The 12,894-nt window shown below is 38.6% G+C and carries 14 protein-coding genes; 7 read left to right on the forward strand and 7 right to left on the reverse strand.

Annotated features, from left to right (window positions below; genetic code table 11):
- Positions 1-85 precede the first annotated feature (85 nt).
- Positions 86-856, reverse strand: a complete 771-nt coding sequence (gene zupT, locus ACZYT3_RS09060; RefSeq protein ID WP_294560608.1) for a zinc transporter ZupT — start codon at positions 854-856, stop codon at positions 86-88.
- Positions 857-1,014: 158 nt separating this feature from the next.
- On the opposite strand from zupT, the gene ACZYT3_RS09065 reads away from it, so the two are divergent.
- The 5 genes from ACZYT3_RS09065 to ACZYT3_RS09085 all read left to right on the forward strand — a co-directional run bounded on the left by ACZYT3_RS09065 (position 1,015) and on the right by ACZYT3_RS09085 (position 4,643).
- On the forward strand, positions 1,015-1,395 hold the full coding sequence (locus ACZYT3_RS09065; RefSeq protein ID WP_464088415.1) for a GntR family transcriptional regulator: 381 nt from the start codon (positions 1,015-1,017) through the stop codon (positions 1,393-1,395).
- A complete protein-coding gene (locus tag ACZYT3_RS09070) occupies positions 1,382-2,272 on the forward strand; it encodes an ABC transporter ATP-binding protein (RefSeq protein WP_464088416.1) in 891 nt (296 codons plus the stop codon). Before ACZYT3_RS09065 ends, ACZYT3_RS09070 begins: the two co-directional genes overlap by 14 nt.
- A complete protein-coding gene (locus ACZYT3_RS09075) occupies positions 2,265-3,671 on the forward strand; it encodes a hypothetical protein (protein WP_464088417.1) in 1,407 nt (468 codons plus the stop codon). The genes ACZYT3_RS09070 and ACZYT3_RS09075 overlap by 8 nt, the downstream gene beginning before the upstream one ends.
- 5 nt (positions 3,672-3,676) lie before the next feature.
- Positions 3,677-4,015, forward strand: coding sequence for a hypothetical protein (locus tag ACZYT3_RS09080; RefSeq protein ID WP_294560601.1), 339 nt, complete (start codon positions 3,677-3,679; stop codon positions 4,013-4,015).
- A 112-nt stretch (positions 4,016-4,127) separates the two neighbouring features.
- Entirely contained in the window at positions 4,128-4,643 is a 516-nt protein-coding gene (locus ACZYT3_RS09085) for a VanZ family protein (RefSeq protein ID WP_464088418.1), read from the forward strand.
- 119 nt (positions 4,644-4,762) lie between these two features.
- Here the strand turns inward: ACZYT3_RS09085 and ACZYT3_RS09090 are convergent, their stop codons facing one another.
- The 4 genes from ACZYT3_RS09090 to ACZYT3_RS09105 form a co-directional block, all read right to left on the reverse strand.
- Positions 4,763-5,383: a rubredoxin-like domain-containing protein gene (locus ACZYT3_RS09090; RefSeq protein ID WP_464088419.1), complete on the reverse strand. Its 621-nt coding sequence runs from the start codon at positions 5,381-5,383 to the stop codon at positions 4,763-4,765.
- Positions 5,380-6,024 carry a rubredoxin gene (locus ACZYT3_RS09095; RefSeq protein ID WP_464088420.1) on the reverse strand — a complete coding sequence of 215 codons (645 nt, stop codon included), beginning with the start codon at positions 6,022-6,024 and terminating at the stop codon, positions 5,380-5,382. The genes ACZYT3_RS09090 and ACZYT3_RS09095 overlap by 4 nt, the downstream gene beginning before the upstream one ends.
- Before the next feature lie 242 nt (positions 6,025-6,266).
- The gene (ftsH, locus tag ACZYT3_RS09100) at positions 6,267-8,081 is read right to left on the reverse strand and encodes an ATP-dependent zinc metalloprotease FtsH (protein WP_464088421.1); all 1,815 of its coding nucleotides are present in this window, start codon (positions 8,079-8,081) and stop codon (positions 6,267-6,269) included.
- Entirely contained in the window at positions 8,078-8,527 is a 450-nt protein-coding gene (locus ACZYT3_RS09105) for a hypothetical protein (RefSeq protein ID WP_464088422.1), read from the reverse strand. The genes ftsH and ACZYT3_RS09105 overlap by 4 nt, the downstream gene beginning before the upstream one ends.
- A gap of 224 nt (positions 8,528-8,751) precedes the next feature.
- Between ACZYT3_RS09105 and ACZYT3_RS09110 the strand changes: the two genes are divergently transcribed.
- Positions 8,752-9,603: a glycosyltransferase family 8 protein gene (locus tag ACZYT3_RS09110; protein WP_464088423.1), complete on the forward strand. Its 852-nt coding sequence runs from the start codon at positions 8,752-8,754 to the stop codon at positions 9,601-9,603.
- A 114-nt stretch (positions 9,604-9,717) separates the two neighbouring features.
- On the opposite strand, the gene ACZYT3_RS09115 is transcribed toward ACZYT3_RS09110, so the two are convergent.
- Together ACZYT3_RS09115 and ACZYT3_RS09120 are read right to left on the reverse strand one after the other, a co-directional pair.
- On the reverse strand, positions 9,718-10,251 hold the full coding sequence (locus tag ACZYT3_RS09115; RefSeq protein ID WP_464088424.1) for a TetR/AcrR family transcriptional regulator C-terminal domain-containing protein: 534 nt from the start codon (positions 10,249-10,251) through the stop codon (positions 9,718-9,720).
- 124 nt (positions 10,252-10,375) lie between these two features.
- Positions 10,376-11,521 (reverse strand): M24 family metallopeptidase, encoded by a 1,146-nt coding sequence (locus ACZYT3_RS09120; protein ID WP_464088425.1) that lies wholly within the window; start codon positions 11,519-11,521, stop codon positions 10,376-10,378.
- Between the two features lie 180 nt (positions 11,522-11,701).
- On the opposite strand from ACZYT3_RS09120, the gene ACZYT3_RS09125 reads away from it, so the two are divergent.
- Positions 11,702-12,883, forward strand: a complete 1,182-nt coding sequence (locus tag ACZYT3_RS09125) for a M24 family metallopeptidase (RefSeq protein ID WP_464088426.1) — start codon at positions 11,702-11,704, stop codon at positions 12,881-12,883.
- Positions 12,884-12,894 lie beyond the last annotated feature (11 nt).

The following is a 12,894-nucleotide window of genomic DNA, read 5'->3' on the forward strand; positions in this document are numbered from 1 at the left end:
CTCAACTGTCAGTTGGATTTTGCTGATTTAGTCATATTATGCACTTATTTTGTTTCGATAAGAAAAAAAGGACGCTTAGTCCTTTTTAAAACATCAGCGTCAATGGCATCAGACAGATTCCTGCAAAAGCAGCCCACAAGGCAAGACGAGGATAACCGTAATCCCTGCTTGAAGGCAATAACTCTTCAATGGCAATATACAGCATGATACCGGATATTACACCAAAAATGATTCCTAAAGAAACATCATTGATAAACGGACGCAGTACCAGAAAAGCCATTAAAGCGCCAATAGGCTCTGAGATAGAGGAAAGGAATGTATAATATATAGCCTTTCCCTTAGAACCGGTTGAAAAATATACCGGTAAAGCGACGGTAATGCCTTCCGGAATGTTGTGGAAAGCAATCGCAATCGCAATGGCCAAGCCTAATGAGCTGGAATCATAACCGGCCATAAAGGTTGCGATACCTTCCGGAAAATTATGAATCGCTATCGCCATCATACTGACAATTCCAACACGATAAAGATTTTCATGCTTCAGCTCATGTGTATCCTTTTCTTCTTCATGGGGTATGAATTTATCCAATAAAGAAGCAAACAATACACCCAGTATCAAACTGATCACCATATAAACGGTACTTAACTGTTCATTCGCAAATGAACGGAAATAAGACATTGAGCTAGGAAGCAGTTCCATGAAAGAAACTGAGATCATGACACCTCCGGCAAAGCCTAATGAGGTTGAGATCAGTTTTTCATTTTTCCGGTCTGAAAAGAAAATGATCAGTGCACCGATCATTGTTGAAAATCCTGCAAGCGTTGAGAGTAATAAAGCGCGTAAAGCTTCATGTTCCATAAAATCACCTCTCTCTATCATATTGTAATAAAAATGGTTTCAATAGGCAAATAAAACAATCTGATTTGTGATTATTTCCATATATTTCATAAAAACGATTGACAAATAACCAAAACTGTAATACTGTAATAGTACAGTAAGACGGAAGGAGGAATAACATGTTTATCATTCAAACCAAAGATGATACACCTGTTTATGTACAGCTGCAGCATCAGGTCTTAGATTATATTGCTTTAGGTATTTTAAAAAAAGACGATCAGCTACCGTCCGTACGCACCCTTTCAAAAGAGCTGGGCATCAATCCCAATACGGTTGCGAAAGCCTATTCGAATCTTGAACTGCATGGTTATGTTTACTCCATACCGGCAAAGGGAGTTTTTGTAAAGAGCGAGAATGTAACGGATCTGGTATATGAACAAAAGATGGAGGAATTAAAAACAAAAATGAGAGATTGTAAGAATGTCGGAATTGAAAAAGAGAAGATTCTGGATCTTGTCGATAAGGTCTATGAGGAGGTTGATGAATATGTTGAAGGTTGAAGCTGTTTCAAAGAATCTTGGTAATAAAACGGTACTTGAAAACTGTTCCCTGACGGTTCAAAACGGTTCGGTCATGGGCCTTATCGGACCTAACGGGGCAGGAAAATCAACATTATTAAGATGTATTTGTGATGTTTATCAATGTGATCAGGGAAGCATCACCTTAGATGGTGAAACGATTCATGAAAATGAATATTTAAAACAGAATATTCTTTATCTCAGTGATGATCCTTATTATATGTATAATGCCACGATCAAAGATATGAAAGAATTCTATCAGATCTTTTATCCGCAGTTTGATGAAAAACTTTATGAGAAATATCTGAAAATCTTCAAGCTGGATGAAAATAAGGTCATGAATAACTTTTCTAAGGGTATGAAACGTCAGGCATTTATTCTCATGGCTTTGGCGATATCACCTAAGCTGCTTTTATTAGATGAATCCTTTGACGGTCTTGATCCGATGATGCGTCTGTTATTCAAAAGAGCGATCGGTGAATGCATTGAAAAGAAAGATATCTCTATTATTATTTCCTCTCATAATTTACGGGAGCTGGAAGATATCTGTGATGCTTTTGCGATACTTGAAGATGCACATATTGAAACAAGCGGTATGATCGATGATACCAAAGAAGCCATTCATAAGATTCAGATCGCGTTTAGAGAAGAAAAAAATAAGGAAGCCTTTGAATCGCTGGATATCATGCATTATGCGAAAACAGGAAGGATCATTACGCTTGTCGTAAAAGGTGATCTTGAAGAAATCAAACAACAGATCCAGTCCTTACATCCATTGATGATGGATATCTTGCCTGTAAATTTAGAAGAGATCTTTATTTATGAAATGGAAAGGAAGGGGGTATTTGTCAATGAATAAGATAACGACCAACTACTTTAAAAACTTGTTTATTCGAAAAAGAAAGCTTTTGATCTTATATTTCTTTGTATGTTTCATGGCATATCCCTTTGTCATGTTTACTAATTTATTGACATCTGCCGGAAATAATGCCAGCAATATAACAGCCATCGTATTTTATCTTGCGTTGTTTGCATTAGGCGTATTTGCGATCGTATTGCCGATCTTTACATTTAAATTTTCCCTGACAAAGCGTCATGTCGATACCTATTATGCGATTCCCATTAATCGCGATCATCTGTTTAAAGCACATTTTATTGCACCGATCATCGGTGTCTGTGTACCGATCCTGGTGAATTATCTGATTGGCGGACTGCTTCTTTGGGCTAATAGCTCTTTTATGGTTTATTTAAGTTTATTGATCGTACTTTGTCTGGCATTTCTGGTATTTGTCATCATTTACAGCATCAATACTTTCTTTGTATTGAAATGCAACAATATCCTTGATGCTTGTATCATTACTGCGATGATCACGATCTTGCCTTTATTCGTTTATATGACCGTTACGATTTTCCTCGGTACACAGACAGTCAATAACGGCATGATCACGATTCGTGATATTCCGGAATTAGTGTTAAAGCTTCTTTCACCTATGAACGGACTGTTCATCGTGGAGCAAATCGTCCGTCTTGAGTATTCATATCCGATAAGGCTTTCTTTTCACTTTGGAGATGTTGACTGGGTGATGCTGAGCTATTATCTGGTGCTTGGCTGTGGTGCCATCGTTGGAGCTTATTTTACTTTTAAAAAGAAAAAGGGTGAAAGTGCTGAACAGCTGACGACAGATTTTATTACCTATCCGCTTCTTTCTAATATCGCTCTTGCCTGTCTGATTATTTGTTTCAATTTAATGGGCAATGAGTTAACGGTCAATATCTTGATTATCGTATCGCTGTTTGTAGTTTTCTTTATCGTTAATGGTATTGCGAAAAGAAGCATGAAACTGACGCCTTTGATGGCAGCGGAGTTTATCATTCTGATGGTATTGGTCAATGGCTTTAACTACGTATCCAGACAAACTGAGTTTTTTGGAATCAACCGTCAGGTGCTGGATTATACTAACTATACGACAATTAATTTTGAGATATCTACTGTTGATTATTTTCCACTAAATGAGATGAAAAAGACGATTATCGTTAAAGATATTGATAAAGATGATCTGGCTCTTTTGGATTATGTGAAGGTATTGCAGGAAAAGACATCCTTGAATTTTAAAGAAAGAGGAGATACTTATATTGAGGACTATGCTGCATATTTAGATATCAATTATCGCTCGGGTTATGATGAACATTATGTTCATTTCTATCTGGATAGTGAAGATGTCGAAATGCTGAGGTCACTGATTTTTAATGTGAGGTAGCAGTTATGTTTTATATTTATTGGATATTAATGATGATTGCTTTATTTACATCATTTGCTTATTTTTCTAAAGGTAATGAACATAAAAATCATGCTTTGATCATATCAAGCATGATTCAATGTCTGCTTACGCTGGTATTGCCACTGCTTAATTATTTGTTTGTGGCAGAGGGAAGATGGATGAACAGCTTTGAGAATGAGTTTGTATTTCTTTGGCAGAAGCTTCATGAGGGAAATATCGTTGCTTTTGTTATCTTATTTGGTTATTTGATTTTGTTTAGCTTAGTGATTTTTAATGGACGTTGGGCAGTTGAAAAGAATCACCGATCTTCAATTTCAATATAATAAGATATCTTATAAATGATATAACTATAAGAGATGATTTGAGAGCGAGTGCACTGCTCTCGCTCTTTTATTTTGTATATGAAATTCAGGTGATTTGTTGTGAGGTGTTACTATGAAATATCTGATAGACTTTATGGCCTTGATGGTTTTATATGTTTTTGTTTTTTATGGGAAGTGGAAAAACAGGGGACGTGATGTGTTATTTGTCAATACGCTTATGTATGTATATCTGTCATTTGTGCTTTATTTTACTTTGATGCCGGTCATAACCTCGCTTCCATTTATTTTGGATCATCCTTACGTGGCAATGAATCTGGTGCCGTTTATAGATGTTTCAGCAAAACGAGGTGATTTTATAAGACAGATCGTATTGAATGTGATCATGACCCTTCCGTTTGGCTTTTTATTTCCATTAACACAGAATAAAAGTCATCAATTTGGTAGAACTGTATTTTATGTTTTTTTAATGAGCCTGGGTATTGAGATATTGCAGCCTCTTATCAATGGTGTAAGATCTTCAGATATTACAGACATCATTACAAATGTGACAGGCGGCATGATCGGATATGCATTTTATGTTATTTTCAAACCAGTGACTATCAGATTTTTAGATCATTTAAGACATTGAGTTAAAATGAAGCAAGTAAAAAAATCCCTTGGATATTAAATCAAAGGGATTAAATGATGTTATTTCTGATTATGGCAAGAACATGTCAAAGGCGTCCGATGACGCCTTTTTACTGTATTTTATTCTTCAATTTTATTGAAGGCACTTGCCGGCTGATAGCAGATCGGACAGCTGAAATCATCTGGAAGATGATCGCCTTCATAAATATAGCCACAGATACTGCACTTCCATTTTACTGTTTTTTCATTAGTGGGAATCATGCTGAGAAGTTTTTTGGCTGCTTCTGAAGGAAATTGATCTGTTGGCGGAGATGCGATCCATTCCTGTAAAAGATCATGTGCATTTTTACTTTGCGGCAGCATGTATCCGGATTCGCGAAGCAGGTCTTCATTAACCAGGCGGACAGATTTGGAAATAGCAGACATAAGTCGGTAAACTTCATCATTTTCTGCAGATTCGGCTAACTGTCTGGCAATCTTTTCCTGTTTGGCTTTATTGATGGCCAATCTGTTTGATAATGCAACGACCTGATCATCTTTTTTCTGTTGAGGCGGATATTCCAGAGGAACCATGGAAATTGCCTTGCTTGGGCAGGCCTGTGCACATGCACCACAGCCGATACATTTTTCAGTATCTATGATGCTGTTTTCGGTATCGCTGGCTCCTGTCGGACAAACATAAAGACATAGACAATCTTTTGTGCAAAGACGAATATTTCTGACAGCAATCTGTGTTTTCATGCGAAAGACCTCCCCTCTACCTTGTCAAATTTCCAATCAGGTACTTTACATACCGGACAAATCGCAGGCGGGGTGTCTCCCAAATAGACAAAGCCACATACGCTGCATACCCAGATATTGGTGTTTTTCAAGAAGTCAGGTCCTTCTGATTTATAACGCTGAACAAGCGAATATAAGATATTGGTTACTTTTTCTCCCCATACACAGATTCGTTGTGTTCCTCGATCCCTGACTTCTTTAGCAGCACTGCTTACGCCTGGATAACCTTGTCTCAGATCGTTTTCAAGCAAAGAATATAAGGTATCAACAGTTGCATCTGTTTCTTCCGGAGCAGCCTGTGCAAAATAATTGGCAATTTCTTTGAATAAAGAAGCTTCTTCCTCATGATACTGTTTTTCACAGCCACGGGCCAGGTTGGAACAGATTGCAGATAAGACACCGGCAGGGAGCTTGTGCATATCTTCCACTGCTTCTATCTTTTCTATTGGTTTTGGGGGTGCATCCTCTTTTTTCTCTGTCTCAAATAAAGATTTTGGTGCGCCGCATAAAGGACATACCCATGACTCAGAAAGGTCTGAGAAAGGAAGACTTTCTTTGTCTTCATCATAGACATAACCGCAGATCGAACAGACATATTTCATTATTTTTACCTCCATTTTCTATGTCCGCTACATGAATGAGACCTTAAGCAAATTGATGATCAAAATGATGAATGAATATAAATTTTGTTTTAAATATTAGATGATGATTGTATCTTCATATGTGCAACAATATGATCTCTGCTCAATGATCCCATCAATAGTTTCCTTAATCAAATCATATCGGAATCGATTTGCGATGTCAATGATTTAAAAGAAAATAATGAGAATAATTATCAAAATATCTATGCATTTAAGATTGACATGAATTCTTCTCCTGTGATCGTTTCTTTTTCATAGAGGAATTTTGCCAATTCGTCGAGTTTCCTGCGATTGTCTGTTAATATCTGACGGGCTTTTTCATGCTGCTTCTTAACAAGATCAACGACTTGCTGGTCAATCTTGGTCTGTGTTTCTGCGGAGCAGGCAAGGGAAGTGTCACCGCCTAAATACTGGTTCGTAACGGTTTCCATCGCAACCATATCAAATTCCTCGCTCATACCAAAACGAGTGATCATGGCTCTTGCCAGCTTTGTTGCCTGTTCGATATCATTGGAAGCACCGGTCGTAATGGAGTTAAAGATGATTTCTTCGGCAGCTCTTCCACCGGTAAGGGTTGCAATCTTATTTTCAATTTCCTCTTTGCTCATTAAGTTATGTTCACCCTCTTCTACCTGCATCGTATAACCGAGGGCACCTGAAGTACGAGGAACGATCGTAATCTTTTGTACAGGTGCGGAATGGCTTTGCATGGCTGCTACTAAGGCATGACCGATCTCATGATAGGCTACGATCATCTTTTCTTTATCACTTAAAATGGCATTTTTCTTCTGATAACCGGCAATCACGACTTCAATGCTTTCCTCTAAATCAGCTTCACAAACGTTTTTACGATTATTACGTACAGCACGCAGTGCAGCTTCATTGATGATATTCGCTAATTCAGCGCCGGATGCACCGGATGCCATACGCGCTATTTTACTGAAATCAACGTCATTTGCCATTTTGATTTTCTTGGCATGGACTTTTAGAATTTCTTCACGTCCCTTCAGGTCCGGCAGTTCAACAGGTATGCGGCGGTCAAAACGTCCCGGACGTGTTAGGGCAGGATCCAATGACTCAGGACGGTTAGTGGCAGCCAATAAGATGACACCGCTGTTTTCTTCAAAACCATCCATTTCTGTAAGAAGCTGATTCAATGTCTGTTCACGTTCATCATTTCCACCGATCTGACCTTCACGTTTTTTACCGATCGCATCAATTTCATCAATGAATACGATACATGGTGCTTTTTCTTTTGCCTGTTTGAAAAGATCACGAACCTTTGCGGCACCCATACCTACGAACATTTCCACAAATTCTGAACCGGACATTGAAAAGAAAGGAACGTTTGCTTCACCGGCAACGGCTTTTGCCAGCATCGTCTTACCGGTTCCCGGAGGACCTACTAAAAGAATTCCTTTTGGCATGGTGGCGCCTATTTCTTTATATTTATTTGGATTATGCAGATAATCAACAATTTCGGTCAGGCTTTCTTTTGCCTCATCTTCACCGGCAACATCTGAGAATTTAATACCTTCAGATGATTTCACATATATTTTCGCGTTGCTCTTGCCTAAACCAAAGCTCATGGAATTGGCGCCACCGGCACGATTCATCAATTTCTTCGACATATATTGACCGATACCTATGAAAATAACGATCGGTAAGACCCATGAAAGCAAAAAGCTTAACCATGGTGACATCTGTTCGATGATTTCACCGGAAAAATCAGCATCTGAATCAAATAAACGCTGGGTCAGATCAGGATCATCCACCATTCCTGTCTTATAGATCTGACCTTCTTTATCGGTAAATAAGATCTGGTTTTCTTGCTTTTGGATTTCTACCTGATCGATTTCATTATCAAGCGTCATAGACATGAAAGTACCATAATCGACTTGTTTGACCTGTCTTTCTGCCAGCCACGGTACCGCTAGAAAATTGATCAGCATCAAAACCAATAAAGCAATTGAATAATAATAAATCAATGGTTTTTTAGGGTGTTTTACTTCATTCATACATGTTCCTCCTTTTCCTGAAGCTTATTTAATGTATTTTCTTCTGCATCTATCTGCATATCAATCGCCTTCAATGCCGCAATTAACGCATAACGCATCGATTGAACCGCAAAATCAATGGCATATTCCGCATAAAGCGCACATGCTTCTGCTTTTTCTTCGAGAACTGGCTGTGATGCCATCTGATCTTTGAGAATCTCACTTGTTTTACGAAGGTATTCTTGCTGAGCATCGGCTAATGAAGCAACGATTGATGAATGGGAACCCTGTACCTGCTTTTTCAGTAAATATTCATTTTCCTGATACTCATCCATCGTGTCTTGAAGATGCTGTTTGATTTTAGAGTGATCCTGCTGCTGACAGAGATGAAGACGGCCTTGCATCTTTCCAAATTGCTCTTCCAGCTCATACAGCTTGATCGCAAATATTTCTTCATTGAGTTTCATATGACCTGCTCCTTTCACGAATAATGTTATATCAAAAGTTGGAAAAACGTTCCACTTGCAGATTTTGGAATCTGTATGAACACTTTTTTAAAAGTGTAAAAAAGCAAGACAAATCTTACTTTTTGTAAATAAAAAATTTTTGAAAATGACAGTTTCATTTTGTCCTGTCTTCTGCTATCCTATAATTAGAAAATATAACTCATCGAGAGTATCCGGGGGTAAAAATGAAAAGAGATGAAATGAATCAGGATGTAATGAAAATACTTGTTTCGCTGGATGAAAACTACCTTTATCAGCTTCAGGTACTTTTGACATCGATCGCCATCAATAATCCAAAAGAAAAGATAGAAATTTATCTGATGCATAGCGGCATATCGGCTTATGATTTAGAAGGTGTCGAAAGAAGCTGCCAAAGCTTGGGATATCGCTTCTTTTCCATTTATGTGGATGCTTCTATTTTTGATGATGCCTTAGAAACCAAGCGATATCCACAGGAAATGTATTACCGATTATTAGCATCGTACTATCTTCCTAAACAAATCGATCGTATCTTATATCTTGATCCAGATATATTAGTCATTAATGCTTTGCGCCCTTTGTGGGAAACCGATATGCAGGGAAATCTATTTGCGGCAGCTTCTCATACGAGCATGAAGGAGCTTTCTAACAATGTGAATCGCTTACGTTTAGGTACGGATCATGACTATTATAATTCAGGAGTCTTGTTAATGGATCTGAAGCTGTGCCGTAAGAAGATCGATCCTCGGGAAGTGATTGATTTTTCAACGACGAAACGAATGAGTCTGCTTCTGCCGGATCAGGATATTTTGAATGCGATGTTTGGTGACAGGATACTGCCTTTAGATGATTCGATCTGGAATTATGATGCTCGCAAATATAACAGCTATCTGACACGGAGCTCGGGGAAAATAGATGTTGACTGGATCTTTGTGAATACGGTGATCCTCCATTTCTGTGGACGTGCCAAGCCTTGGAAGCCACACTATCCGTATCGTTTTGGTTTATTGTATAAGCATTACGAACAGTTGACACAAAGAAGGCTTGTAAATCTTTGATCATAGAAAGTATAAAAAAGCTTGGTGATGCCTCACTAAGCTTTTTTTCATAACATATATTTTATCTGCATAACCCCCATTGACTGCAAACAGGAATGTTCATGGGATATGATTTTAATCATGATGGCTGTTTGAAGGAAGAAGCCGGCAAATTTGCTCAGCCAGACCTTTGGTATCTAAGTTTTTTTGTTGACAGTATGTCAGTAATAGGCCACTTATACCAAAAGCATAAAAATCAAGAGCAATTTCTACATCACCATAGCTAATGGAAAGGGTACGGGCCTTAGCTTCAATAAAAGCTTGCAGATAGATCTTAATTGCCCGAATGAGTAACTTTTCCATTTGTGCTCTTTTTTGAGAATCCATAAGTTTATGGATCAGTTCATGATTTTCAACGGCAGAATCGATGAGATAGGTCAGAGCTTCTTTCAGCGTATCGGCTTTTTGAGTATATTTGATCGTTTCTTGAACCGCTCGCTCCATGGACCATTCAATGACTTCCATAATATCCTGAAAGTGATAATAAAAGGTCTGTCGTGAAATATGACATTCTTCGATCAATGCTTTTACGGTTACTTTATCAATTCCTTTTTGTTTTGTCATCGCTAATAAAGTATCGGCAATGATGCCTTTCATATCTATGGGCATAACATATCCTCTCTTTTTTTGGATAAAATAACACAGATGACTTTATAGGTCAAGTGATTCATCAATTTATAAAATGAATTGAAAAATCTTAACGAATATTTAATCAGAAGATGAAAAATACAAATTATTCATTATTAAACTCGAACAAATCACGATCGAATGTCGTTAAAAATTCAGCACCGGTTTCTGTTACGAGGATCATATCTTCCACACGCATATAACATTCGCCTTCAAACATCATTTTTGGTTCAGAACAGAAGATCATGCCCGGACGTAATATAGCATCACTGGAACGGTTGACCATAGGATATTCATGACAGTCGGTTCCTATCTGATGGCCTAACATACCGGTATCTTTGAAACGCAAGACATCCGCAAATCCGCGTTTTTCAACTTCTTCAAGAACAAAATCATAGAGTTCATTTACATTTGTCTTGTTTGGAACGATACGCTCGACCATGGATACCTGTCCGGCTTGTAAAGCTTTATAACCTTCTTTGACTCTTTCTGGTGCTTTGTCATAATAAACAGTTCTTCCCCAGTCAGAGCAATATCCCTGGTCCATATAACCGACATCAAAGGCAATGGCCGTCCCCGGGACTAATTTTGAAGTACGTGGGAACACGAAGTTTTCTTCGCTTGAAAAAGTACCCCGTGTCTTAAAACCGGCCGTTGGCGGGAATGAGAAATCTTGGATGCCGTGATCCAGACCATACTGCATGAGCATCTGTTCAGCATCGTATTGAGTCATTCCTTCTTTGAGGTGGGTAACGACATACATGACGGCTTCATCGGTAAATTTAGCGAGCCTTCTCATGATCGCTATTTCCTTTTCATCCTTGATCGCGCGCAGATCATAAAACAGCTCTTCCGCATCAACGGTTTCTATCTTTGGATCAATTTCATGTAAGGCAGATTTGAGCCATTCATGACAGTCGGCACCAATGCCGATCTTTTTTCCTTTGACATAAGGAGAAAGCGTATCTTCCATCTGATCCATATATGATACGATGACAGTTTCATTTGGGAAAGCATCTTTCAGACGCGGAATGGCAACGATCGTACACTCACCGCTAACGCTTAGGTAAAGAACACATTCCGGCAATATTTTGGCACTGAGCCTGCCATCAATATTGTTCATACAGCTGCGCTGCCAGAAATAGTCCGTACTTTCGCTCAAATACTGGAACGTAGGTCCGGTAGCAACCAAGACGCCATCCAGATTAGCTTCTTTTATTTTTGATATACATTTTTCTCTTCTCTGACTCATAAATATGTCCTCCTGTAGGTATGATAACATAAATTTTTAGTTTAATGTAAATAATTTTCAACAATAAATGTAAATATATGAAATAAATAGTGCAAAATTATGTAATTTTATGAAAAAAGTATTGAAAATTATGTGAAAATGGTTTAATATAAACCCATATTTCACAGGAGGTAGCATATTATGTTTTCAAAAGAAAAAGTAAAAATTGCTTTTGATGCATTGCGGGACGAGAAAATTGATATGTGGATCATTGCCGGACAAGAGTCTGCAACGAACACGGAACCGATCTTGGCGGTCATGAGCGATGCAGAGTTTATTGGCTGTACGGCTCTTATCTTCTGCAAGGATGGTACGAGCACGGCTGTATGCACACCGATCGACTATAATGGATATGTGCATCATGGCGTCTTTGATGAAGTGATTGCTTTTCCGATATCATTTACAGATACCTTGGCTGAAGTAATCGTCAAAAAGAAGCCTGAAGTGATCGCTTTGGATTATTCACTTGAAAATCCAAGTGCCGATGGTTTAAGTCTTGGTATGTATCATCTTTTAGAAGAAGCCTTTGAAAAAGCAAATTATCAGGGCAAGGTCGTATCTGCTGAAAACATTATCGTTCGTGTCCGGGGAATCAAATCAGAAGAAGAGCTTTCTAAGATTCGCAAAGCTTGTCTGGAAGCGGAAAAGATATTCGATGATGCGAAGGATTTCATTAAACCGGGAATGAACTGTAAAGATGTCTATGCTTTCTTCCAAAATGAGGTAGAACGAAAGGAGTTTGGATGGTCATGGCCAAAATCATGCAATCCGGGAGTCTTTAGCGGTTATGGATGTCCGGGAGGTCATATGGGAGCACCGGATTTTGCGATCAGCAGAGGAGATGTCGTCAATATTGATTTTGGTATCGTTGTTGATGGCTATGGCTGTGATCTGCAGCGTATGTATTATGTTTTGAAAGAAGATGAAAGCGAAGCTCCCGAAGATATCGTAGAAGCCTTCAATACCGTAAGGGATGGAATCTTATTAGCCGCGAAAGCCTTAAAGCCGGGAGTTACGGGCCTTGAGGTCGATACGGTAGCCCGTGAGTATATCACAGGTAAAGGATATGAGGATTGGAACGCTGCTTTAGGACATCAGATGGGACGGGTTGCCCATGATGGAGGCCCTCTTTTAGGACCTGAAAAGCCTCGTTACAATAAAGACGAACTGATTCGGACACCTTTGTTTGAAAATATGGTGTTTACGCTTGAACCGGGAATACCGACGCGTGCCGGACGTATCGGTCTGGAAGAAGATGTTGTCGTGAAAAAAGATGGAGCAGAATTTATTGTTCCTCCTCAGAAAGAATTGTATCTGATATAAAAAGGGGGAGA

Source organism: Traorella sp. mt218, assembly GCF_055420025.1.